This is a genomic window from Sphingobium subterraneum, assembly GCF_014199435.1.
In the GTDB taxonomy this organism is placed as follows: Bacteria; Pseudomonadota; Alphaproteobacteria; order Sphingomonadales; family Sphingomonadaceae; genus Sphingobium; species Sphingobium subterraneum.
In genome coordinates, this window is sequence record NZ_JACIJP010000015.1 from 1 (window position 1) to 23,713 (window position 23,713).

Annotated in this window: 25 protein-coding genes and 2 pseudogenes; 12 read left to right on the forward strand and 15 right to left on the reverse strand. The window is 63.4% G+C overall.

Going from position 1 to position 23,713, the window contains the following annotated elements:
• Positions 1 to 307: 307 nt before the first annotated feature.
• Complete coding sequence (locus tag FHS92_RS17380; protein ID WP_026109285.1) at positions 308 to 1,072, reverse strand: IS6 family transposase; 765 nt, start codon at positions 1,070 to 1,072, stop codon at positions 308 to 310.
• Positions 1,073 to 1,295: 223 nt separating this feature from the next.
• Between FHS92_RS17380 and FHS92_RS17385 the strand changes: the two genes are divergently transcribed.
• Positions 1,296 to 1,865, forward strand: a complete 570-nt coding sequence (locus tag FHS92_RS17385) for a recombinase family protein (RefSeq protein ID WP_017501669.1) — start codon at positions 1,296 to 1,298, stop codon at positions 1,863 to 1,865.
• Positions 1,866 to 3,239, forward strand: coding sequence for a DUF7986 domain-containing protein (locus FHS92_RS17390; protein WP_026109286.1), 1,374 nt, complete (start codon positions 1,866 to 1,868; stop codon positions 3,237 to 3,239).
• A gap of 35 nt (positions 3,240 to 3,274) precedes the next feature.
• On the opposite strand, the gene FHS92_RS17395 is transcribed toward FHS92_RS17390, so the two are convergent.
• From FHS92_RS17395 to traA, 7 genes are all read right to left on the reverse strand, one after another.
• Positions 3,275 to 3,613, reverse strand: coding sequence for an RNA polymerase sigma factor (locus FHS92_RS17395; RefSeq protein WP_230190403.1), 339 nt, complete (start codon positions 3,611 to 3,613; stop codon positions 3,275 to 3,277).
• A gap of 516 nt (positions 3,614 to 4,129) precedes the next feature.
• On the reverse strand, positions 4,130 to 4,414 hold the full coding sequence (locus FHS92_RS17400) for a WGR domain-containing protein (protein WP_017501672.1): 285 nt from the start codon (positions 4,412 to 4,414) through the stop codon (positions 4,130 to 4,132).
• 96 nt (positions 4,415 to 4,510) lie between these two features.
• Positions 4,511 to 5,044, reverse strand: coding sequence for a hypothetical protein (locus FHS92_RS18180; protein WP_017501673.1), 534 nt, complete (start codon positions 5,042 to 5,044; stop codon positions 4,511 to 4,513).
• 49 nt (positions 5,045 to 5,093) lie between these two features.
• Positions 5,094 to 6,389: a serpin family protein gene (locus FHS92_RS17410; protein WP_230190404.1), complete on the reverse strand. Its 1,296-nt coding sequence runs from the start codon at positions 6,387 to 6,389 to the stop codon at positions 5,094 to 5,096.
• A gap of 8 nt (positions 6,390 to 6,397) precedes the next feature.
• The gene (locus FHS92_RS17415) at positions 6,398 to 6,667 is read right to left on the reverse strand and encodes a TehB family protein (protein ID WP_010339208.1); all 270 of its coding nucleotides are present in this window, start codon (positions 6,665 to 6,667) and stop codon (positions 6,398 to 6,400) included.
• Positions 6,667 to 7,404: a DUF6118 family protein gene (locus FHS92_RS17420; RefSeq protein WP_017501675.1), complete on the reverse strand. Its 738-nt coding sequence runs from the start codon at positions 7,402 to 7,404 to the stop codon at positions 6,667 to 6,669. Before FHS92_RS17420 ends, FHS92_RS17415 begins: the two co-directional genes overlap by 1 nt.
• Before the next feature lie 9 nt (positions 7,405 to 7,413).
• Positions 7,414 to 10,350 carry a Ti-type conjugative transfer relaxase TraA gene (traA, locus tag FHS92_RS17425; RefSeq protein WP_017501676.1) on the reverse strand — a complete coding sequence of 979 codons (2,937 nt, stop codon included), beginning with the start codon at positions 10,348 to 10,350 and terminating at the stop codon, positions 7,414 to 7,416.
• Between the two features lie 176 nt (positions 10,351 to 10,526).
• Here traA and FHS92_RS17430 point away from each other — a divergent pair, with 176 nt between their 5' ends.
• From FHS92_RS17430 to FHS92_RS17460, 7 genes and pseudogenes are all read left to right on the forward strand, one after another.
• The gene (locus FHS92_RS17430; protein WP_017501677.1) at positions 10,527 to 10,832 is read left to right on the forward strand and encodes a conjugal transfer protein TraD; all 306 of its coding nucleotides are present in this window, start codon (positions 10,527 to 10,529) and stop codon (positions 10,830 to 10,832) included.
• Positions 10,833 to 10,869: 37 nt separating this feature from the next.
• Entirely contained in the window at positions 10,870 to 11,106 is a 237-nt protein-coding gene (locus FHS92_RS17435) for a conjugal transfer protein TraD (RefSeq protein WP_017501678.1), read from the forward strand.
• A complete protein-coding gene (locus tag FHS92_RS17440) occupies positions 11,099 to 11,365 on the forward strand; it encodes a hypothetical protein (RefSeq protein WP_026109288.1) in 267 nt (88 codons plus the stop codon). Before FHS92_RS17435 ends, FHS92_RS17440 begins: the two co-directional genes overlap by 8 nt.
• Positions 11,366 to 11,367: 2 nt before the next feature.
• A pseudogene (locus tag FHS92_RS17445) lies at positions 11,368 to 12,281 on the forward strand (HEPN domain-containing protein).
• A gap of 2 nt (positions 12,282 to 12,283) precedes the next feature.
• Positions 12,284 to 13,960, forward strand: coding sequence for a type IV secretory system conjugative DNA transfer family protein (locus FHS92_RS17450; protein ID WP_026109289.1), 1,677 nt, complete (start codon positions 12,284 to 12,286; stop codon positions 13,958 to 13,960).
• Positions 13,961 to 14,038: 78 nt separating this feature from the next.
• Entirely contained in the window at positions 14,039 to 14,470 is a 432-nt protein-coding gene (locus FHS92_RS17455) for a hypothetical protein (RefSeq protein WP_017501681.1), read from the forward strand.
• 984 nt (positions 14,471 to 15,454) lie between these two features.
• Positions 15,455 to 16,558: a replication initiator protein A gene (locus FHS92_RS17460; RefSeq protein ID WP_004213366.1), complete on the forward strand. Its 1,104-nt coding sequence runs from the start codon at positions 15,455 to 15,457 to the stop codon at positions 16,556 to 16,558.
• 44 nt (positions 16,559 to 16,602) lie between these two features.
• Here the strand turns inward: FHS92_RS17460 and FHS92_RS17465 are convergent, their stop codons facing one another.
• From FHS92_RS17465 to FHS92_RS17475, 3 genes and pseudogenes are all read right to left on the reverse strand, one after another.
• A complete protein-coding gene (locus tag FHS92_RS17465) occupies positions 16,603 to 16,887 on the reverse strand; it encodes a ribbon-helix-helix domain-containing protein (protein ID WP_017501683.1) in 285 nt (94 codons plus the stop codon).
• Positions 16,887 to 17,522, reverse strand: a complete 636-nt coding sequence (locus tag FHS92_RS17470; RefSeq protein ID WP_017501684.1) for a nucleotide-binding protein — start codon at positions 17,520 to 17,522, stop codon at positions 16,887 to 16,889. The genes FHS92_RS17465 and FHS92_RS17470 overlap by 1 nt, the downstream gene beginning before the upstream one ends.
• Positions 17,523 to 17,643: 121 nt before the next feature.
• Positions 17,644 to 18,275 (reverse strand): annotated as a pseudogene (locus tag FHS92_RS17475) (transcription elongation protein SprT).
• Positions 18,276 to 18,690: 415 nt separating this feature from the next.
• On the opposite strand from FHS92_RS17475, the gene FHS92_RS17480 reads away from it, so the two are divergent.
• The 3 genes from FHS92_RS17480 to FHS92_RS17490 are packed head-to-tail and all read left to right on the forward strand — an operon-like array spanning position 18,691 to position 19,884.
• Complete coding sequence (locus FHS92_RS17480; RefSeq protein WP_017501687.1) at positions 18,691 to 18,972, forward strand: type II toxin-antitoxin system RelB/DinJ family antitoxin; 282 nt, start codon at positions 18,691 to 18,693, stop codon at positions 18,970 to 18,972.
• Complete coding sequence (locus FHS92_RS17485; protein ID WP_026109291.1) at positions 18,941 to 19,261, forward strand: type II toxin-antitoxin system YafQ family toxin; 321 nt, start codon at positions 18,941 to 18,943, stop codon at positions 19,259 to 19,261. The genes FHS92_RS17480 and FHS92_RS17485 overlap by 32 nt, the downstream gene beginning before the upstream one ends.
• Positions 19,262 to 19,263: 2 nt before the next feature.
• Positions 19,264 to 19,884, forward strand: coding sequence for a histidine phosphatase family protein (locus tag FHS92_RS17490; protein ID WP_017501689.1), 621 nt, complete (start codon positions 19,264 to 19,266; stop codon positions 19,882 to 19,884).
• A gap of 33 nt (positions 19,885 to 19,917) precedes the next feature.
• On the opposite strand, the gene FHS92_RS17495 is transcribed toward FHS92_RS17490, so the two are convergent.
• From FHS92_RS17495 to FHS92_RS17510, 4 genes are all read right to left on the reverse strand, one after another.
• Entirely contained in the window at positions 19,918 to 20,463 is a 546-nt protein-coding gene (locus tag FHS92_RS17495; protein ID WP_038292857.1) for a recombinase family protein, read from the reverse strand.
• A gap of 707 nt (positions 20,464 to 21,170) precedes the next feature.
• Positions 21,171 to 21,896, reverse strand: coding sequence for a phospholipase A (locus FHS92_RS17500; RefSeq protein WP_171010093.1), 726 nt, complete (start codon positions 21,894 to 21,896; stop codon positions 21,171 to 21,173).
• Positions 21,787 to 22,653 carry a recombinase family protein gene (locus tag FHS92_RS17505; protein WP_006961816.1) on the reverse strand — a complete coding sequence of 289 codons (867 nt, stop codon included), beginning with the start codon at positions 22,651 to 22,653 and terminating at the stop codon, positions 21,787 to 21,789. Before FHS92_RS17505 ends, FHS92_RS17500 begins: the two co-directional genes overlap by 110 nt.
• Before the next feature lie 142 nt (positions 22,654 to 22,795).
• Positions 22,796 to 23,713, reverse strand: a 918-nt coding sequence (locus tag FHS92_RS17510; RefSeq protein ID WP_184081911.1) for a Tn3 family transposase, incomplete at its 5' end; no start/stop codon positions are given.

Consider the following 23,713-nt stretch of genomic DNA (forward strand, 5'->3'; position numbering starts at 1 on the left):
CTATATTGGCGCCGTATCGAAAGCTCCATTCGGCCTCGCGCTGACGAGCGTCGTCGTGGAAGCGCTTCGGTCAGTCGGGAACCATGCGGAGCTGGTCGGACTGATGGAGGCCGTCACGCGTGAAATGCTATTCCGGCACTACGCCCTAATTCATCACGAAGACCTGCGACATCGCCCACCCCACCTCGTCGACCTCAAGGACTATCCGCCAGCGATAATTGAACGTCTAATCGGCGAACAAAGGTATCGTCGAGGGCTCTGTTGCAAACATTCGGGACCGCCGAGCGGCACCGCGCCTTTGTTGGGATCAGGCCGCTTTGTTGAAATGCTGATTGAGCATGGCCATGGCCTCGGTCATGGCCGAGGGGCCAATGCCAAATGATCTTTCGATCAGACGCACCTCTCCCCTGATCCCTGGCTGCAGGCACCATGCCCGGGCCTGCCCTTTGCGCAGGGCGCGCATCACCTCGAAGCCCTTGATCGTGGCGTAGGCTGTCGGCATCGATTTGAAACCACGCACGGGCTTGATCAGCATCTTGAGCTTGCCGTGGTCGGCCTCGAGCACGTTGTTCAGGTATTTCACCTGCCGGTGTTCGGTTTCTGGGGCGAGCTTTCCTTCTCGTTTCAACTCGGCGATTGCGGCGCCGTAGCTTGGCGCCTTGTCGGTGTTGAGTTTCGTCGGCTTTTCCCAGTCCTTCAGACCGCGAAGGGTTTTGCCAAGAAAGCGCTTCGCAGCTTTGGCGCCGCGGGTCGGCGACAGGTAGAAATCAATCGTGTCGCCCCGTTTGTCGACCGCCCGGTAGAGGTAGGTCCATTTGCCCCGCACCTTCACGTAAGTCTCATCGAGACGCCAGCTCGGATCAAAGCCGCGCCGCCAGAACCAGCGCAACCGCTTCTCCATCTCCGGCGCGTAGCGCTGCACCCAGCGATAGATGGTCGTGTGATCGACATCGATGCCACGTTCCGCCAGCATTTCCTCGAGATCACGGTAGCTGATACCGTACCGGCAGTACCAGCGGACCGCCCATAGGATGACTTCTCCGGTAAAATGCCGCCCTTTGAAATCGTCCATCACAACCGACCTTACCAAGACAAGGCCCAACGTTGGCAACCGCATCAGAGTTTGCAACAGAGCCGATGCTTGCGCTTCGTCATGCCGTTTCCTGTCCACAAAAGGTCATCTGGGCCTATGGACAGCGAGGAGTAAAGAGACATAGTATGTGGACGGATATGGGTGGGGCGCAGCGGCTGCCCTCCATAGCGTCCACAGAACGACCGTTGGGGAGACGCACGGCATGGGCGATATTCTGGGCTATGCCCGCGTCAGCACCGGCGATCAGGATGTTTCGGGCCAAACCATGCGACTGGAGAAGGCGGGCGCCATCAAGGTGTTTACCGACGTCATGTCGGGCAAGAGCATGGAGCGGCCCGGTCTGGCCGAACTGATCGCCTATGCGCGTAAGGGTGATACCCTAGCGGTGGTCCGCCTCGATCGGCTCGGGCGCTCGTTGGCCGAATTGCTCGCCACGGTCGAGACGCTACGCGGCCAGGGCATCGCTCTTCTGAGTCTTGAGGAAAAGATCGACACATCGTCGGCCGCCGGCGAACTCATCTTCCATGTGTTCGGGGCCATTGCCCATTTCGAGCGACGGCTGATTTCCGAGCGGACCAGGGACGGCATCGCTGCCGCACGCGCCAAGGGCAAGCAGCCTGGCCGTCAGCCGCTCGACATGTCCAAGGTGGATGCCGCGATCAAACTGGTTGAAGCCCGTATCTCGCCGACCGAAGCGGCGCGGCAACTCGGCATCGGCCGATCGACTATCTATCGCGAAATGCGCCGCCTTGGCGTGGAAAGGCCTGCCTGAATGTCCAGACCGAAATCCGCTCACGATCTTTCCGGATTGATGAAGTACTTGGGCCGTGCGCCCTGGGACGAGATGATGGACGAGATGCTCGTCGCGCATCTTGGCCCGGCCTGCGATGCGATGGATCTTGAGCCTGATGATATATTCGACATCATCGGCGATCATTGGGAGGCGCAGCTGTGGGGCTGTGCTTTCGAAGACTTGCTCACACAGGAACTCGAGCCTGAAGGCCTCAATCTCGTCGATGAGTATCTCAAGCGCCGGGGCTGGAACGAGAAAGCGCCGAACAAGGCTTACATGCGCGCACTGCGCGATACGGTGATGTCGCTCTATGAGGTTAGCGAGGTCGTCCCCGGGCAGTCGATGACCTTGCGGGATCTTCTGCGCGATATTGCGCCGGTCACGGTGCGCGAACATAGCGCAACGCAGACCCTTGTTAACTGGGACAAGATCGCCGCACGGGTCATCGAGGTGAATGGCCGCCATGGGATTTCCGGCGCCTTATTACCGTTCAGCGCGGACGGCGCCGGGCGAGTGATCGAGGCCTTTTCCCAACTTGAAGACGATGGGCCAGGTACTGACCGACTGTCCCCTCCCGAAAGGGAGGGCCTCCTAAAAGCGTCAGGTCCGATTTTCACCAATATCTGGCTGCTTGATTGTCTGGGCAAGGCCATGTCCGGCAGCGTGCCGGAAATGGTCAATGCCGATGGCGATGATCTTGTGTTCCACCGTATCGTGTTCCCCCTGGCGAAGGGCGTGATCGGCAAGAGCGTGGTTCGCAGGCTGAACGCGGCGCAATGGCTGGAACCTGCGAGCGATACGTTCTGGAACTGGCTGGCGCCAGTGACGAAGAACAGGAAACCACGAACGACCAAAGGCGGGCAGGCTTTTGTGACAACCATGGAGGACGGCACACCTGTTTTTGCCAATGTCGAACTGGTGGGTCGCAAACTGATCGTTGAGGTCAATAGCGCCGCCCGCGCGGAGCAAGCGATCACGCAGATGCGCGAATGGCTCGGTGATTGCGTGAGCACACCTATGACCGAAATTCGGACTATGGCCCAGTTCATGGCCGATGACGCCGCCCGCGCTCCGCAGGAAGAGCCGCTCGATATCCCGTCGGACGAAAGGGAGCGCATCGTTCATGAGATGCTGACACGCGAATATACCAAAACGCTTGATGAAGCGGTGCCCGCCCTCGGCAACAAGACACCGCGGGCTTTGGCCCGTACAAAGGCAGGCCGGGCGAAAGTTGCCGACTGGCTAAAATATATAGAGAATGGTGCGGCAAAATCCGGGACTGGCGAGCCAATGGCCACCTATGATTTTACGTGGATGTGGCAAGAGCTGGGGCTGATCGACTTCCGCCGTTGACCGCCCTCACATCGCCGTTCTGGTATTGTTCGGGCTTAGCGTTGTCTGGCGTACCATCCACGCGATGCCCTCCGGTCGCGCGCATCCTCGGGCAGGTCGGCGTGAAAGCGGGCGCGGCGACGACCGGTGAGAAAGCAGTTCTTCATCACGGTCCGGGTCCAGGCGGCGAGGCTTGTTCCCGCCGCGAAGCTGGCGCGCGCGGTCCAGCACCGAAGCATGGTGTCCTGCAGAAGGTCGTCGGCATCGGCGCCCCCTCCAGTCAGTCGCCGCGCATAGGCGCTGAGCGACGCCGCCTGCTCGATCAGCGCTGCTCCGAACGCATTGTCGGGCATGGCGATCGGCAAGGGAACACGGGCAGGTATATCGGACGGCATCTCATTCTCCGGGCAGGGCTCTCCTGCCCCTCAAGCGATATAGGGTGCGGGCGCCGATGTTTCCGGCCAGACCGCTTCAAGGCCCGCTTCGTCCCGTCCCGGTCGATCGGGGCTGCGCCCGTGCTATAAGGCTCCCATATCGCGATCGGAGAGAGACGATGGAGCGCCTGTTCCCGCGCGCCTTGATAGCGTGCATTCGTGAGGCTCGGCCGCCGACGCCGCAGGAGCTTGCATCGATGGCCGAGAAGATCTGGCACGAGGCTTTTCCAGAGCGTCCATTTCGACGCGAGCGCGCCATGACCATCGCCGCCGTAGCGCTCACAGGCGAACGCCAGACGTGCAAGGGACCGCCGGCATCCTGTCCCGCTGAACCATTTCCGGCTAGAATGCGGAGCGCTACGGTCGGCCGATGGTCGCCAGGGCTGTCGTCCAGGAGAGGATGCGCCGCTTGAGCCGGCAACATGCTGGCCGTAGCACCGGCCGGTTTCTTCAAGCAGCCGATGTGGCGGTGGCGGCTCAAATCTCGGTGGGCACCGGCTTGTAAGGCACTCCGATCCGGGTTTCGGCCGTGCCGCGCCGCCGCAGGGTCGCGGCAATGTGGCGGTCGGCCGCCGCGCGATCGATGAAGGCGTGCCGCTGGGCCTGGCCGTGTGAGCCGATCCGGCCCCAGCGGGTTTCCACAACGATCATGCCGAAAAGATCGAGGCTCGCGGTGATGCTGTAGCGCCGGCGGATGTTGCGCGCCGGATCGAGCGCCACCAGCTCGATCGGCTCGGGCAAGGACAGGTTCGCGCCATTCATGGCGCGGAGCCTACGAATTATGCCTCTCCAAGTCCGGCGACTTTCTTGAATCAATGGCACGCCGGTGATTCAAGAAATCGATGGTTCCTCGAAGCGTTACCGCGTCTGCGGGAGTGCGCGACGCTTCTGGCGCTGTTCGAGCCAGGTGGTGAACGCCGACTGGGTGCAAACGTCCAAGGGTTCATAGGTGCCCGGCGCAACACGCCGAAACAGCATGGGGCCGGTCCGAACGGTGCTTCGGCCGAGAGACACCTGGCAGCTATTCCCGGTCATTCCGCACCGGCCACCTATGTTCATCACCGGACTGGTGCGGATGCGAATTGGTCCCGAGACGCGGCCCTTCGTGATGCTGATAACGCGCGCGGGGCGGCTCTGCTCGATCTTATGCCCGGGCCTGAACCATGGTCGTGCTCGTCCGTCCGACCCGCACCAGAAACTGCGCGGTGCCGTCACCGGCGCCCGCCCTATCTCCAACTCACCAACAAGATCGGCTTTGGTGAACGCCGCGCGTCCCGCTGCCTCGATATTGTCGGGCAGGATGCAGGAGCACGCCATGGCGGGCGTGGACGCGCTCAACGCCGCACCGGCCAGAGCCGTGCCGATCGCTCGCGATAGCGACACCATCATCATACCGGGAGGCTACGCCCGCACGGCTGAACGGAGCATGGCCTGAGTGCGCCTATGGAATCGCTGTCGGATCGGCGATGCGCCCGAAAAACAGCACCGCGCCGCTCTTTCGGTCTCGCAGGGTGGCAAGGAAAGGACGATCGACCACCATCTCCGGCACCTGAGGCTCTATCCGCGCACTGGTCACGACGATCTTGACTGCGGTTGCCGCCGCCGCCTCGGTGCCCTCCTCATCGACGCGCAGGAAGGTCGCGTGCGCCACGTCATCGATCGCGAGGCGCGCACCGCTGGCGAGCCCCGACAGGTCCGCACGCTGCTGGTCGAAGGCGCTTGGCATGCCCGCTGCGATCAGCGCTGCCTTCACGCTCTCATCGAACCTCGCTTCGAAGCGGGGCAGAACGATCCGCATCTCGCGAGCCTGCTCCGCGGACAGGTCGAAACGATCATTGCCGCCCTGCTCGCCGGCGAAGAAATCGACACCCTTCAGCTCACGCTCCCAGCGGCGCAGGGTTGCCGCGTCACGTGGCAGGAAAATCTCCATCACGAAACGACCGTTGCGACCATAAGGCAGCGCGATCGCTTGCCCTTCCCGGGTCTCGCGGTAGTCGAACCGGCCAATCCGCTTCATCATCGTGATCGGGATGCGCGTGCCGTCGCCACGCGTGAAGGACCGCGTTTCCGTCTCCTCGAACGGCACCTGCCACTTCGCCTTGAAGTAAAGCGCGTTGGTCAGCACAGCGGCGGTGTCATCCCCGAAGCCGCTCGGAGAGACGATCTCCGAAATCCTGCCCTTCGTCTCGCGCGAAACCCAGCCATTGATCCGCTCGGCCGCTCCGGTGGGATCACCAGCATAATCGACGGTTTCCGGAGCCGCTCCGAAGCCGGCATGCGCCTCGGCGACATACTCGTCCCGGACCGGCAATCCCTTCGCCAGCCACAGCGCGTTCGCGATGCCGAGCGCGGTATCGGCATCGCCGGTGTCGTTAAGCTGGGCATTGTAGGATTTGATGAGCGCAGGGACGTTGCGGGACGAATCCCAACCAAGCACGCGGCCAATCTCCTCGCGCGTGGCGCCCCGCGCGCCAAGGTAGGCGAGCCCCAGGCCCTGCGACAAGCTGACCGGGGAGATGAACAGATTGGCGTTTGCATCGGCCTTCGCTGCCAGGTGCGGGTAGACCTTGACGGTCATTAACGCCGCGCCATAGGTCAGGTCATGCGGCAAAGCCTCGGCGTCGGGCCGGGACAGGCTTGTAGGAAGCGAGCCGGGACTCGGTGCCGGGTCGCGCGTCGCACAGCCACCAAGCGCGAGGATGGCAAGAAGCGGGTATGACAAGGCTGTTTTAGGCATGGCTCTCCCTAAAGGCTTGGCTGCTGATCGTAGAAATCGACCTGCATCCGCATGGCTCCGAGCGGTTCCACGAAATGCGGCTGTTCGGGCAAGATCAGCCCTGGCCGGTCAGGTGTAAGGACCACCTCCGAGGCCGGGTCGAGATAGGTGAGCTTCAATCTCCCTTCGATGACCCGGATCACGCCCCACACACCGGCCTTGGTGCGATGTTCGGAGCGCAGGGCAGCGGGCAATGTCGCCTCATCGAATATGGGCGTCGAGCGGTAGGGAATCACCATTATCTCTTCACTCCCACCTGGATCGTGCATCGCACCGGCTGATCCGCCTTCCTTGCCGCTTGCCGGCATCCTTCGATCTTTTCACGATTGTCGCGCAGCAACCTGTCGGCCGCGACGATCGCCTCCCAGCTCGCCGGTGACGCGCTCGCCATCAAATGCTGCCCGGCATCCCACGGTGTCGCCTCGGCAAGAGCCCGCGTCGCCATGCGTTCGGGCCATTGCCAGCTCGCCGGCGCGATCTCGCGCGCGACCATACCGGGAAGGAAGGACCAGAGGAGGATGCCGATAAGCAACCCGCTCAACCCGAACCATAGTTGACGGTCCTTCTGATCCCGCGCCGTCAGCGCCGATTGAACGACGGTGCGCAGCTCGCGCCCCTGCTGCTTCATCTCGTCGGTGGCGGTCGCGAGGGCGGCATGGTCGGCGCTGCGAAGGTCGGCCGCCGCTCGATTGATCTGCGCCGAAACCTGTGCAGGCGTCATCGCCAGCGCCGGCGACTTCACGATGGCCGTCGTAACCTGGTCCAGGCGTCCGTTGATGCCGTCCAGCCCCTGGACGACATACCCCAGCGTCTCGGAATAGTCGGGCACGTCGATGCTGGCGCGCTCGGCCGCCAGTCCCTCGATGGCGCGGCGCATCAATGCCAGCTCGCCGCGCTGCTGCTCGACCGCGGCGCGCACCTGCTCGAATGCTTCCGCCGCCGCGTCGCCGCCTTCCTCCCATTCCTCGTCCGCCATTGTCTCTCCTTATCGGCTCAACCCTCGATCGCGGCCGATTTCCAGCGAACGGGTCAATTCCTGGCTGATCGGACGATCCCGGCGCATCTCCAGCCCCAGTTCGGGCGCGCGCCGCCGCAGCACGGATTCGAGCTGCGGATCGCGATGCAGTCCTCCCGCCAAGCCATCCATCTTCTTGGCCGTGCGCTCCGCGCCGGCACGATCGCCGCTGCGCGCGAGCTCGGCCCGCTCGCGCGCCATACCTTGCCAGCGCTCCACGAAGCGGTCGGCACGCAGTTCGGGATTGGAACGGACCTGGGCTTCCTCGGCCATTGCCCGCGCCGCCCCGCCGGCTTTGCCTTCGGCCGCGTCGCGCACCAGTGCGGGGTTGCGTTCGAACGCGGAAGCCAAATCCCGAGCCGCCTGGGGGCGCAACCGATCGAGCGCGTCCCCGGCCTTCGCCAGCGCCTCTTTCTGGTGCGGGAGCACAGGCAAGCCCTTCTCGCGCATCCGGTCCATATCGGCCTGGACGCGCGCATAGCGTTCGATCGCCTTGGCCTGATTGGGCGCGGGCGATCCCCGCTCGGAGCCGGTGTTGATCGGCCCCCCTTTGCCGTCGCGCACCGGCTCGGGCGACGTCGGTTTCGGGCGGAAGCCGGCGAACATGCCCTTGGCCTTCGCCTGCACCTTGGCGACCATCTCCCGCGCGAGTTCCGGGAACCGGATCTCGCGCCGCTCGGCGAACGCACGCACCCGGTCCTGCTCGGCCGTAGCGCCCTCACGCCCATAGTCGCCGGCCATGTCCTTTGCGCGGTCACGCGACAGGACACGGGCGAGCTGACGCTGATCGGCAAAATCATCACGCCCATAGTGGAGCTGCGCCCCGTCACGGTGCCGCGACATGCCGACATAGGCCGAATGACGGTCCATCCCCGGCGTCGCCAGCACATGCGCCTGATCCACCGTCACGCCCTGCGACTTATGGATGGTCGCGGCATAGCCATGATCGACATGGGCATAGTCCTTGAGGTCGAACGCGATCCTCCGGCCATCGTCGAGCTGCACCGCCATGCTGTCGGGCGAAACGCGCTCGACCTTTCCCAGCGTGCCGTTCTTCACGCCAAGGCCGCGCTCGTTTTTCAGGAACATGATGCGGTCGCCGCTGGCGAAGTCGCGTGGCCCCCGCTCGGCCGACACGCGCACGTCCGCCCCCAGCTCGCTGGCGTCGCGCAGACGTTCGCGCGCGGCCTGGTTCAAATCGCGCACCTCAGCATTGGTGTGGGTGAGGATGATCCGCGTCTTGTCCGGATCGGCAAGCCGCTGCGCGTCCCAGCGGCCCACCAGCTCGCCCCGCGCAGCTTCGCGCGTGTCGGCCGCGTGGACCATGCCGTGCTGCTCATAGGCATGGATCGCCTCGCCGGTGCGGCCCGTCGCCAGCGCCTTCGTGGCGTCGCGCTGCCAGTCCTCATGCTGCCGGCGAACGTCGCTGATTTCGGCCGCGCCGTGGCGCTCGGCCAGCGCGCGGAACGCCGCGCCGGCCTCGATCGCCTGCAACTGCTCGGCGTCGCCGACAAGAACGACCTTAGCCCCTGCCCGCTCGGCCTCTGACAGCACGCGCTCCATCTGGCGCGTGCCGATCATGCCGGCCTCGTCGATCACCAGCACGTCACGCGGACCTAGCAGCTCGCGCCCCTGGCCCCACTGATATTCCATGCTGGCGATCGTGCGCGACTGGATGCCGGAGCCGCCTTCCAAGCCCTCGGCCGCGATCCCCGACAGGGCCGCGCCGCGCACCTGATAGCCGGCGCGCTCCCATTCGTCGCGCGCAACGCCCAACATGGTCGATTTGCCGGTGCCGGCGTAGCCGACCACAATTGAAAGATCGCCCTTGCCGGTGATATGTGCCAGCGCGGCCTGCTGTTCTGCCCCGAGTGTCAGGCCCCCACTTCCGGCGGCGGCGTCACGATTCCACGCTGCCGCCGGGAGACCATGCCCCTCCCGTCCAGCAAGCCGATCGCCGGCGCGTTCCAACCGCTGCTCGGTGTCGATCATATCGCGCGAGGTAAAGCGGTCCTCGCCGCGTCCGTCCTTGCCCAGCGCCACCAGCTCGGGGCTGGTCCGCACCGCGCTCATCACCTGGTCGAACTGGTCCTTGCCGTCGCTGTGCCGGAACGCGAACTGCGCCAGGTCGCGCCGCGTGAACGTCGCCTGTTGCCGCGTGATACCGTCGAGCGCGATTTCCGGATTGGCGATGATCTTCTCGCCATTCTCGCGCGCGATCCGCGCATGATCCTCGACCCGCTCCGCCTCAAGGCCCTGTTCGGGCATACGCGATGCCGCTGGCCCGATCTTGTGCTGCGGCTCCAGGTCGATCCCCTGTGCCTCCAAGGTGCGATGATCTATGCGGGCATCAATATCCAGCTCGGCAAGCCGCTCGTTGACATGGTTCGCCCATGCCTCGCGCCACCTCTCCAACAGCTCGGTTCGGTTCCACTCGCGGACCTTCTTCCCGAACCCTTCCCCGTCCACCTCGCGCATCGACAGCATGACATGCGCGTGGGGCTTGGGCATCCCATCCTTGCCCATGTCCCAATGGACATTGAGGTCCGCGACCATGCCGCGTTCGACAAACTGCTTTTCGACAAATTCGCGGGCGAGCGCGACGCCCTGCACCTGATTCATTTCGCGCGGAATCGAGAACTCTACCTCGCGGGCAAGCTGCGCGTCCTTCCTGACCTCCCCCGCCTCGACCTCGTTCCACAAGGTCGTGCGGTCGTTTAAACGCTCCGGCGCACCTTCGGGCAACAGGATTTCCGAATGAACGACGCCGGCCTTGTTCGAGAAATCATGGTCGCGCCCGAGCCGGTCGTCGTGCAGCCGTTCCGCCGCACGATAGGCAGCCGACGCAACGGCGCTCGATCCGTTGGCGCGACTGATGACCTTGGCCGAGAAATGGTAGATCGCCATGACAGCCGCTATACTGCCCTTCTTAGCGCACGTCGGCAACGACGTATAAGCGCGCACTCACCACTCTCTGCCGTTCGCGTGATTGACTTGGCCGCATTTCATGATGGAACCGCTGTCCTGCCAGCGCGATCGTGCTACTGTGCGGCTCCTGTTCGACGGGCGCGAGGGAGAGAGTGATGCGAAAAACGCGCGACTATGACGCCGAATTGCGGGCACTGAGCGACAAGGCCAAGTCTATCAAGGCCAAGAAGATCGAGCAACTTGGGTTACTGGTGACGGCAACCGGGGCCGATGCGCTCGATCTCGACACACTCGCCGGCGCGCTGCTCGCTGCCGTGGAATCGGCCGACGCTGGCGAAAAGGAGGCGTTGCGCTCGCGGGGCGCGGCCTTCTTTCAGGGACGCGGGCGCAAGGCTGGGCGACGCTCTGGCGGCAACGGCGAAAGCGGAAACCAGACTGGCGCAGGCGAGGCACAGGGTTGAAGCCGCCAAGCGCCGCACCGATACGAGAGGATGGGTCGTGCAGCGCCGCGAACGCACCCGCCATCTCATAGAGCTGGGCGGCCTCGTCCAGAAGGCCGGCCTCGTCGAATTGGCCGACGACGATCGCGCAACGCTCTACGGCGCGATGCTCGATCTTGCCGCCCGCGCGCGTGATGATGGCAACGCGCTCGCGCTCTGGAAGCGGCGCGGCAAACGTGCGTTCGACGCGGAAGCGGAAGGACAGGACAGCAAGGAACAGACCGCCCATGACTGACGACACCTCGCGCCTTTCCTGGCAGCTCCTGATGGTCGGCCCCGGCATCGACCACATCACCCCCGATATTCAGGACAAGCTCGCAACCCTGCTCGATCTGCTGCCCGCCACGGCGATCATCAACGTCCAGACCGACGCCGGCTATGTCACCGTCTCACGCGACTGGCCCAGCCATCGCATGGAAACCGTCGATAGCCTGGTGGACGCCATCGCCGCCGCTCAGGGCATCACCGCTATCGACCTGCCCGAAGCGCGCTGACCATGCGCGCCGGCCTCGATCATCTTCCCGCCGCCAAGCGCCGCGAGCTGGAACGGGTCGCCCGCGTCCTGTTCGATGAATTTGAGGATGCCGTCAAAACCAAGCTCTCCGACAAGCGCAAGGGCGGCCGCATCCTCAAGCTGATCCTGTTCGGCTCCTACGCGCGCGGCGATTGGGTCGAGGATCGCGCCAGCGGCTATATCTCCGACTATGATCTGCTCGTCATCGTCAACTCCGAGACCTTCACCGATCTGCAACATGGTGGGCTGTCGCCGACGATCATCTGGTGCGCGAGCTGACCGTCACCCGCCAGCTCGCCACGCCCGTCAATTTCATCGTCCATTCGCTGATGGACGTGAACGACCAGCTCGCGCGCGGCCGTCCCTTCTTCGCCGACATAGCCCGCGATGGGATCGCCCTCTACGAAGCGCCGGGACAGCGCCTCGCCGTGCCGCGCCAGCTCGACGCGCAGGAACGCCACGCCGAAGCCAGGGCGCATTATGACAAGTGGCTCCCCGATGCCGCATACTGCCTGACGCTCGCCGAATATGCGATCCGCGACGGCGAGACCAACCATGCCGCGTTCATGCTCCACCAGGCCGTCGAGCGCGCCTATCATGGCCTGCTGCTCGTCCTGACGCTCTACGCGCCCAAATCGCACCGCATCGGCATCCTGCGCTCGCTTGCCGAAAATCTCGATCCCCGGCTGATCGAAGCCTGGCCGCGCGATACCCGCGCCGCCCGCCGCCATTTTGCGCAGCTCCAGCGCGCCTATGTCGAGGCGCGCTATTCCCATGCCTATGAAATCACCCCCGACGAACTGGCCTGGCTCGTTGACCGCGTGAAGCATCTCCACACGATCGCCGCCGCGATCTGCGCCGAACATCTCGAAAACGACAGCGGGAGGGAATCCTGATGATGGAATGGTTCCGCCAGCTCGGCCGCGCGATCCGCAACCTCGCGCGGCTCGCGCGCGAACAGCCGATATGGGCGATCACGGCCCTCGTCACCAGCCCGGTCGCCCTCATCCGCCACCTGTTCGGCGTCCTGGTCCTGTTCCTCATCACCGGCCTGGTGCTGGGGCTTGGGGTGCCGCTCATTCTTGGCAGGCTGCTCGGCCTGGCCCACGATTCCCATATCTATCAGACCGTCATGATGCTGACGGCGATCGTCGTCATCCTCGTCGCGCTGCGCGCCCTCTTTCAACCGCTGATCCTGCGCTACGGCGGCCCTGCCGGCGATGCCACGCACGGCTCGGCCCGCTTCGCCACCGATCGGGAAACTCGCCCCCTCGCCCAAAATGGCGACGGCCTGCTGATCGGCCGCGACCGCAAGAACGGCAGGCTGCTGCGCTATGCCGGCCCCTCGCATCTGCTGACGATCGCGCCGACGCGCACCGGCAAGGGCGTGGGGACCATCATTCCCAACCTGCTCGACTATCCCGGCCCGGTCGTCTGCATCGACCCCAAGGGCGAGAATGCCCGCATCACCGCCCGCCATCGGGCAAAGTTCGGCCCGGTCCATGTCCTCGATCCGTTCGGGGTGACGGGCCTTCCCGGCGCTGCCTTCAATCCGCTCGATCGCATCGACCCTGCCGGCCTCGATCTCGCCGACGACTGCATGACGCTGGCCGACGCGCTGGTCTATGACGCTCCCGGCGAAGCCGGCGAGGCGCATTGGAACGAGGAAGCCAAGGCGCTGATCGCCGGCATCCTCCTGTGGGTGGCGTGCGACCCGGAATCGCGAGGCCAGGACCGCACGCTGGAAGCGGTGCGCGACTGCCTCACCTTCGCGCCCGATAATTTCCAAAGGATGCTGCGGGAAATGTCGCGCAGCACGCAGGCGCGCGGCCTGATCGCCCGCGCCGCGAACCGCCACCTGGGCAAGTCCGATCGCGAGGCCGCCGGCGTGCTGTCGGCCGCGCAGCGCCATACCCATTTCCTCGATTCGCCGCGCATGTCGGCCGTGCTGGGGCGCTCGGATTTCACCTTCGCCGATGTGAAGGCGCACGCCACCACCGTCTATCTGGTGTTGCCGCCCGATCGGCTCGCCACCTATGCCCGCTGGCTGCGCCTGATGCTCGCGCAAGGGCTGACCGATCTGGCGCGCGCGCCGTCCTCCCCTGCCCGCTCCGTCCTGTTCCTGCTCGATGAGTTCGCCGCCCTCGGCCGCCTCGAACCCGTCGAGCGCGCGATGGGCCTGATGGCCGGCTATGGCATCCAGCTCTGGCCGATCCTGCAAGATGTTCACCAGCTCCGCGCGCTCTACGAGCGCCGCGCCGGCACCTTCCTGTCCAACGCCGGCGTGCTGCAAGTGTTCGGCGTCAACGATCACGACAGCGCCAGGCTCGTCTCCGATCTGCTCGGCCAGGAGACAGTCGTGTTCGAGACGATGAGCCGCGCGATCGACGCGGAGGAAACCGGCATATCGTTCGGATCGCAGCATGTAGCGCGGCCGTTGCTGACGCCGGATGAAGTCCGCACGCTGCGCGAGGATTTGCAGCTCCTGTTCCTTGCGGGGCAACGGCCGATCGTCGCCGCCAAGCTGCGCTACTACGCCGATCGCGAGTTCGCCGGGAAGTTCGACAAGGCGTGAACGGACACTATCGACGAAGTGAAAAAGGCCGTTTGCTGTATAGTGTCAGAACTGCCGCCAAGGGCGGAAGGATAGAATATGGACCAACGCGTCATTGATCTTTGGGACCGGCTCATGGCCTATGGAGAGAGCGGTTCCGCACCTCTTCCGGCGATCCGCGACGAAGTGTTGGAGCTGCACGAAGCGATCACCGATGAGGAAAGCCGGCTCGGCCTCATGCGGATATTCAATCTCGTCTGCGATCTTGTGGCGGTGCATCTCCAAGAGACGAACGGCGATCTTGAAGCCTTCGCCCAGCACCGGCAGGGCCAGATATGGATGTTCCTGCGCGCGGAATGTCTTGTCGATGGCGCGTTGGACCGGAGCCGGCTGCGATATGTGACATGGCGCGAAGTCCAGGCCGGCCGCATGACCGAGGATGATCCGCTGCGCCGCTACGCATTGGGCGATGACTCCGCCTTTGATGAGCTGATGGCCGCGCCGACGCCACCGAAGCGGACGCGCCACTAGGCGCGAATGTATAGGCGTATACAAATATACATGTTCGCCGTCTGTTCGCCCTTGGCGTTGTTTAGCGGACTTTCCGCGCCCTGCCCTGCCGGCTCTTGGCGTAGGATTCCGCCCTCTCCCGCAGCAATGTTCGGGGCCAAATCCGTGAAATCGTTGCCTGGCGCACAAACCTTGAGGCTCGCCGTTTCGATCCCCGACCTCGCGAGGATCTAGCTTTCCAGAAATCGGCCGCATGGGAAGCCCGTAGAGCGCCATTGCCGCTTGGACCCTCCCCGGCCTGCCAAACGTCCAGAATGAAGCCCAGCGGCCCGGAAATCGCCCCTGCTGCGACGTTTCCGCCTCCCCTGCCCTCTCGGCTCGATCACCGCCCTATCCGCCTGGCTTTCCTGGAAAGCCAATTGCGACGGTGCCGCTGGCGCTGTGGTGTCGATAGAAGCGGGGCGTTTAAACGATCCTCAATCTAGCAAAAAGCGTGCCGGCGAAGCCGGCTCATCATGGGGATGCCGGGTGGGAGGATCGCAAAGCGATCCGGGGCGGCCGAAGGCCGCGAGCCGGCGGGGGCGAAGCCCCCAAGAGGCGGCGCTTTTCTTCCCTCTGACCGGTGCCGGTAGCGCGGCGCGAGTGGATCATGCTGCCTCTGTCCCGAAAATCAGGACAAGTTGTTCGATCTGGCGGGACGCTGGTGGGTGAAACCACGATGATCCGGCGTCGAGTGGGCGCTGCGGTTAAAGTTATCCACAGGTCGGCCTAGTGTTAATATATGGGTTAAAGAGTCGTGTTACGGGATTTTGGCGGTTTCATAAGCAACTGAAAATATTAGAATAATCGGGCGTTTTTTTGCCCTCGGCGTCAACGGAACCCCGAATCTGGTGACTCCAGAACCCCGAATCTGCGTCAACGAAACCCCGAATCGCGATCACCCGTCAATGAAACCCCGAACTTTTCCGTTGCGTCAATGAAACCCCGAATCTACGGTGCGCGTCAATGAAACCCCGAATCGAGCCTGACCGTCAACGAAACCCCGAACTCCCGCTTGCCGTCAATGAAACCCCGAACGGCGCGGAGGGACGCCCTCCCCTGCTGCCTGTTCGCTACCCCGATCCCGATCTGTTCATTTGCGATGTTCTCGACGCCATCCCCAAGGATGACATGGCCTCGATGGAGCATCCGATTTTCTCGCTCGCGACCAAGCCCGATCGGCGCGTGTTCCGCTATGAGCATAACGGCAACAAGCTCGAAATCGTCCCCAGCGTCAAAGGGCTGGCGACGATCCACGACAAGGATATTCTGATCTACTGCATCTCCCAGCTCATCGGGAAGATGAACCAGGGGGAGCGACCGAGCCGCACCTTGCACCTCACTGCTCGCGATCTACTGGTGTGGACCAACCGGCAAACCGATGGCGACGGCTATGACCGGCTGCGGAGCGCGTTCGAGCGGCTGTCGGGGACGCGGATCACCACGAATATCAAGGCCGATGGCGAGGAAATCACCGAAGGTTTCGGCCTCATCAATGAATGGCGGATCGTGCGGCAAACCCGCTCCGGCCAAATGTCGGAAATCAAGGTCACGCTATCCGACTGGCTGTTCAAGATGGTTGAGGGGCGCAGCGTCCTGACGCTCCATCGCGACTATTTCCGCCTCCGCAAGCCGCTCGAACGGCGTATCTACGAGCTGGCGCGCAAGCATTGCGGCGCGCAGGAAAAATGGTCGATCTCGGTCGAAACGCTACAGAAAAAGACCGGCGCGAGTAGCCATTTGCGCGTGTTCCGCTCGATGCTGCGCGATCTCGTCGCGCACGATCATCTGCCCGACTATGCCGTGGAAATGAACGGCGATACGGTCACGTTCCGCAATCGCGAGGCTCTGGATACGGTCGAGGCGATCGAGGCGGAACCCGAGCGGCCCTATATCGACCCCGAAGGCTTCCACGACGCCAAGAGCGTTGCGCCTGGCTATGACGTTTACGCGCTCTATGACCAATGGGTGTCATGGTGGATCGACAGCGGGCGGCCGGAACTGAAAAGCCCCCGCGCCGCCTTCATCGGCTTCTGTCGCAACAAGCACAAGACTGCCCCCTTGCGCTAGTATAGGTGTATAGATGTATAGGTGTATAATTGTATACATCTATACTAGCCGGCGATGCGCCCCCTTCCCTTCTTCACAAACAGGTCGTCCAGCGCCTCGCCCAGCAGGCTTTGAACGGTCGTCCCTTCCTCGGCCGCGATAATGCGAAGCTGCGTGCTGACCTCGGGAGGGAAATGCCCGCCAATCAGCTTGGTCCCCTGTCGGCCGCTCGGCGGGGCCTTGCGGGTCACGTCTACCGGCTCGATCGCCGACGCTGGGGCCGGGGCCGCGTCTCCGTCCGCCTTGGCGCGGTTCAGCACCGCTTGCAGACTGTTTCCGCCCTTCGCCATCACGCCACCTCCGCCTGATTGTATAGGCGTATATTTGTATACTCGTATAGTCGGCGGATTTCGTCGGCCGCTGGCCCATGCGGCTCGAACTCCTGCACGGCCCGGCCTGCGGCTTGGGCGCGGAAAAAGGCTTTGCGGTTGCCGATCGTCACCGGGCAAACCGTCGCGCCTAGCTCCGCCACGGCCTGAATCGCATCGCCAGTTTCCTGACCTTGCGGGGGCACGAAGGTAAGGACCACGGCAAAGGCGCGGTCGAGCTGGCGCACCACGTCGAGGGTGTGCGTCATGCTCATCGTGTCGAACACGGCCGTCTTAGTCGGGATCAGGATGAAATCAGCGTGACGCGCTGCCTCATAGGCCACGTCGCGCGCGACCGCCGCCCCGTCGATCACGACAAGATCGGTGCCGGCGTCCTCGCAGGCTTTGAGCATAGCGGGCAGGCGCACCGGCTGAATCGACGCCACGGCGGGCGTGTCGAGCTGGCGCACGTCCTTCCAGAACGAGGCCGTCGCCTGCGGGTCCAGGTCGATGATCGCGGCGACCTTGCCCGCCTGCTCGGCCGCGACTGCCAGACAGGTCGCGAGCGTCGTTTTCCCAACGCCGCCTTTCTGTGAGAGAATGGCGAGAACCTTCATGCTACACTCCTACACGTATAATCCTATACTTGTATACACAATAGACCGGGAGGGGAAGCCCTGTCGTTCCCGAAATGACGATAGGGAGGCGCTGAATCTGAAATGACGAAAGCGCGCCGCATCATTCCTCCGGTTCGGCGTCGTCATCGTCCAGCGGCTCATGCTCCATCTGGCCGTGATCCTCGATCGGGCAAAGCGGCGCTCCGGCCTGCTCAAGCCATTTGCGCGCGGTCCTCACGGTATAGCCGCACGTCGCGCACTCGCATTTGAGCATCCGGGTTTTCTGCTTCTTGGGCGCGGTCGACTCCCCGTCCGTGTCGAGACGGGCATGGGGGAGGGGGCCAACGCACTCCAGGATCGGCGCGATGGCCGCAAGGAACGCCTCGCCGGGGGTGGTGGCGCGCATCGGCCCGACCAGCCCCAGCCCAAGGGCGACCCGTTAAACGTCTTCCCATGCCCTGCCGGGATGCCGACAGCGGCATGGACCAGCTCATGCGCGAGGATGGCTGCGATCTGCGCCGGCATCGCGTCGGGCGCGTGCGCCAGGTCCGGGCGGATGAAGATTTCAAAATGCCCGTCCGCGCTCAACCGATTATCCCAGCACTCGCCAATCGCCTTGGCCTTCGCGCCTCTGCTGGTGAAGCCGATCGCCACGCGCACGCGGTCGGGCAGGGGGGCGTCCAGCACCTCGAACAGCGGGGCCATGCCCGCCGCCACCGCATTGAGCCAGCTTTCGCGGGTTTCGTGGGTCATCGTCCTTACTCCCTTCAAATCGCCTGTTCGGCGATGGCCATGCCATCGGCCGGAACACGGACGCCCAAGAACGCCGGCGAGAGAGGGGGGCAGCGGGATTCGATGGGGGTGGTGCGGCCGCAGCGCAGCGAGGCACGGCCCCGTCTAATCCCGTTGCGGGGGAGAGGCGGCCGGGACCGCCTTTCCCCCTTCAAACAGGATCGACGCCGGCGCACGCCGGCACCATGAAGCGAGACCCGCTTGCGATCTCGCCCCCGCCATGTGGGTCGTCACCTTGGGCCAAGACCGCTTGCGGGCTTGGGGAACGAAGCGAGTAGGGCCACGGTGCCGCGCCAGCGGCAGGCGCCGCCCCCTAGCCTGGATTGAAATTGTTGCTCAACTGAGCTACATTATCGGCTTGACTAAGGAGGTTCCAATGGCCGCTACCGCTTTCGTGCGCGCGCGCATCGACGAAACATTGAAGGATGAAGCCGCCGCCGTGCTGGCCGAGCTGGGGCTGACCGTCTCGGATGTGGTCCGCATGACCCTCACGCGGGTCGCCAAGGATCATGCGTTGCCGTTCGAGCTGAAGGTGCCGAACGCCGAGACGCGCGCCGCGATCGAGGCGTCCCGCGCGACGATGAAGGCTCGCCGCGCCCGTTTCACCGATGCCCAGGAAATGTTCGATGCCCTCGACCAAGAAGCCCGCCAGCAGTAAGCGGGCGGCGTTCCCAAGAGAGGCGTCCTACGAAAAAAGGTTCGTCAAGGATTGGGAGCGGCTGTCGCGCAGCGGGCGCTACAACATGAAACAGCTCAAGGAGGCGATGATGATGCTCATCGCCAACGACGCGCCGTTAGGCCCGGAATGGCTGGATCATCCGCTGAAAGGCGATTGGAGCGATCATCGCGAGTGCCATATCGGCGGCGATTTCCTGCTGATCTATACGATTGAGGGGAATCTGGTGAACTTCGTGCGCGCCGGCACTCATGCGGAACTGTTTGAATAGCCATGCGCGTAATCTTCATTCGCCACGGCGAATCTACCGGCAACGCCGGCGTGCCCTGCCACGATCTCGGCGCGATCGAGCTGACGGAGCTGGGCCAGGAACAGGCACGCGAAGTCGCGGCGAGCTGGATAGAAGCGCCCGCGCTCATCGTCACGTCGCCCTATACCCGCACGCAGCAGACGGCTGCGCCAACGATCGCGCGCTTTCCCGGCGTGCCGGTGGAAGTGTGGCCGATAGAGGAGTTCACCTATCTGCAACCGGCGCGCTGGAACGGCACGCGCAGCGCGGAGCGGATGCCGCACCTCGAACGCTATTGGAGCGCGGCCGATCCTGATTATTGCGACGGGGAAGGGGCGGAGAGCTTCGCCACCCTGCTCCGGCGCTGCGAGGCCGCGCTGGCGCGGCTCGCCGCCATGCCGCCCGCCTCGCTGGTCTATGTGTTCGGGCATGGGCAGTTCATCCAGGCCGCGCGCGCGATCGTGGCCGACGCTCATCTTGACGATCAGGCAAAGATGCGCGCCTTCTGGCGCAAGGGCGAGCCGCCAGCGATCAGCAACGCGCAGCGGGTAGGATTCCGCTGGCATGGCAGGCGCTGGGAATGTGCGCCGGCGATCGCCGCCTAAATCAACGCCAGAGAGGGCGGGGGGCGTCGCTCATCACCCCTGTAGCCGCGAAATCGTCGCTTGGCTGACGTTGAACAGCGCCGCGACCGATCGCTGGGTGTCGCCTGCGTCGAGCTTGCGCCGCGCCTCGGCCTGCTGGTGCGGGGTGAGGGCGCTCTTGCGGCCGAACTTGACCCCGCGCGCCTTGGCCTGGGCGCGGCCAGCGCTGGTGCGCTCGGCGATCCGCTGGCGCTCGTAGCTGGCCGCGACGCCTAGAACGGCAATCACAACTTCGGCGAGCTGCGAGGTCGTGTCCACCATCGGTTCGGCGATCGAGCGGAAGCCGGCCCCGGCCTCCTTTACCGCATGGAGGATGTTCAAGAGGTCGCGCGTGTTGCGGGCGAGGCGATCGGTCGCCGTCACCATCAGCACGTCGCCGGGATCGAGCGCGCCGATCGCGCGCTTGAGCTGGGGCCGCTCGGCCGACGCGCCGCTGATCTTCTCGCGGTAGATCTTCGCGCAGCCCGCCGCCTCAAGCTGGGCGAGCTGCTGGGCCAAATCTTGGCCGTTGGTGGAGACGCGCGCATAGCCGTAAATCATGGCGCGATTCTGCATCAGATTTTTGCATCAGGGAAGGGCACGGAAAAGCGCGGCTTTTGGTTTGATGCGAAACTTTTGACTTCGCACCAGAGCTTTTCCTGTGTGCCCTTTGGCGGGATAACCGAACACACCAGCATTGCTGTCGCTCGCTTAGTTCACGCAGACAGGCACCCTAATCGTATTCATTGGGCCTCCACCTGCGCTCGCTATATGACGAGTTTGCCAGACGGTACGGGTACACTTGCCCTTTTTACGGTTTTTGCTCGTCGGTTGTTCTCGAGGCGGGGGCGCTGAATTGGCTTGGCTATTCGCCGGTTCGCGTGGGGGACAGATACCTTGCCTTTCCATGATTTCGCGATGGCGCCTTCCCTGCTCACCGGCCCAGGCATCGGCCTTGGTTTTCCCTTCAGCCAGAAACCGCCGCTTGTATTCCGCCGTGAGGCGCGCCTTGTCTGCTGCGGGAATAGACGAGGAGGAGCAGCGAGGGATTTCTTCAGCGGATACAGGCAGCGACCAAAGCAAGACTGCCATAGTAGTGGCAGCAATAAAAATACGTAACATGGCAATCTCCCGATCATCTCATGAATTCTCAAACAGACTCTTACGCCGTTGGCCTTCCGATGATGCATAAATCACTTTTGCATCAGGGTAAGGGGACGTCCAACGCCGGGCCCGCTACCTTACGATAGATTCTGCCCGGTTCCGGATTAGCGGACGATAGCGACCCCAAGCCGCAGTCGTGTCGCCTTGCGGTCATAATCGAGCAGATTTTCGCCATAGCCAGCAAAGGCTTGGCCGAAGACATAGACGTTGAGGTTGGTGTCAACGATCTTGTCCAGCGGATAGGAAAGCTCAGCGTCTATTGCGCCCTTGCCCGACGAGAAATTAATGCGGCTGTTGGTAGTCAGTCGCAGCCCGTCGTCACGGCCAAACTCCGCGAACAAGGACGTGTGGCCGCGATAGCGTTTCACATCCGGATTGTCTTCAAGGTCACCGACATAGAAGGAGTAGCGCGGGCCCAGCGACAGCTTGTAGTCTCCGATCGGTATCGTCGCCACAGGCTGGACATAGAGGGTGTTGAGGCTGCGCGACGCCAACCCATCGCGGCCGTTGGACTCATGGCGCAGCCCCGCCTGTCCGCCGAACGCCAATGTGCCCTTCGATACGGCCGGTAGCAGGTAGAAAAGTTCGGGCATGAAATCGATGTTACGGAAGGGCGAAGAATCCCCGCCCAGATCCCAGAACAGGCGCTGGGTATAGGGCCCAGTCGGCCCGAAGCTGCGATTTTGGCCATGTTGAAGAACAAAGATTGAACATGGCGATCTACCAGGCTCGCTCTTGTCCTCCAATCTCGTAAACATCGGTCTCGATCGAGCACCTGTAGCTCTCTGCGATGTTGAACATCTCTGTCTGGAGAGATGCGATCTCATCATCGAGGCTGACGCCATCGGCACCCTGATCATAGGCGACGGTCAGCGTGTAATCGCAGTTCCCGGTCTTTTGCATCTGGTAATCCCGCTCCAGCATCGCCTCAATGCGCTCGCGAGCGGGCTTTCTGCCACGACCATGCTTGTTGAAGTTCTCGATGGTCAGATGCAGGGCGATGGTGACAGAAGGCGGCTTTTCCGGCAGCCCGATCCTTGAAGGAATGACGTCAAGCGCCCGATAGACGGTCATTCTTGAGATCTTGAGGTCGCGCGCGACGCTGGCCTTGCTCGCGCCGGCGGTGATCCGGCGTCGGATTTCATCGTCATCGATGTTTTTCTTCCGGCCTTTGTAGACGCCTTCGGCGCGCGCCGCCTCGATCCCGGCGCGCTGCCGGTCCTTGATGAACGTCAGTTCCATGTCCGCGACCATGCCCAGAATGGTGATCACCATCCGCCCCATGCTTCCGGCCGTCGTCACCTCCGGCTCAAGCACCCGCAATGAGGCTCCCTTCTGGTCGAGTTCATGAACCAGATTGAGAACATCGCGTGTGGAGCGACCGAGCCGATCGAGACGCAGGACGACGAGTTCGTCATCGGCGCGCAGGAACTGCATGATCGTCTCAAGCTCCGTGCGTCCAGTGCGCGATGCGCCCGAGCCTGTTTCGGAGCGGAGGATTTCACAGCCCGCTGCCTTCAACCGGGCAACCTGGATGTCGAGATCCTGGTCGATGGTGCTGACGCGGGCGTAGCCGACGCGGGTCATGGGCAAATCCGTCACATTAGGGTGGCTTTGCCCTCGTACAGTAACATTGGTGACGGAACCACCCTTTTGTGACATGTCGTATATGTCACTTCCGATCGTCACGTTCGGGTGCACCCAAATGGTGCGAGCGGAAAGGCCCCGGTCAGGCAGCAAGCCGCCCAAAATCGATCCGGCTATTCAGATCGAGGTCGAAGCGGCCATAAGGATTGACGTGGCTGTAAATCAGCGGTGTGAGGCCGCGATAATCATCCGGCGTCATCCGGCCCGTCCATTTCGGTTCCACCAGCACGCTCTGAAGCATTCGGGTGTTCACATAGACAAGCGACGCTTGCAGCAAATGTAGCGCCAGGACCGAGAGCTGCTGCTCATCGATGCGGTTAGTGGCGATCTCGCCGCCCTTGCCGAAGAAAACGAACCCATTGGCACTGTTCCAGTTTTCAACGACATTCAGGCCTTCATGAATTTCGCGGCGGAAGGACTCCTCGCGCAGATACCGGCACAGGAAGATCGTCTTGACCGCGCGGCCCAGCTCACTCAACGCCTTGTAGGTCGGGTGCATCACCTCGGAGCGGCTAAACCGGCGCAGGATCGCCTCCGGGTCGGCGGTTTTTGTCTGCATCGCGGCTGCATATTTGACCATCTCGTCATATTGCTGCTCGATCTCATCCCAGTTGATCGGACTGGAGAGGATCGGCTGCAAGTGGGGAAGCCGCGTTCGCATGCCGACATCGGGAAGAGCCAGCTTCTGGCGAGCGATCGCTTTCAGGCGGGGTGCAAGCTCAAATCCGAGAAGCCGGCAAAATGCAAAGCCAACCGCGCTTTGGCCATGACTATCAACATATTGTCGCTGGATTTCCATGTCGGTGCAATGGCGCAGCACGCCCTCGATCATGGAGGCGACCTCGGAGGAAGAGCAGCGCTTGAGCTGGGAATAGACGCATGTCGCGCGTCGTTCGACATGCCAGTAGATCATGACGCCCCGTCCACCATAACGCGCATGCCATTCCGTCATCAGGTTGCGATCCCAGGCTCCGAACTTTGTGGAATCTGACGCACAGGC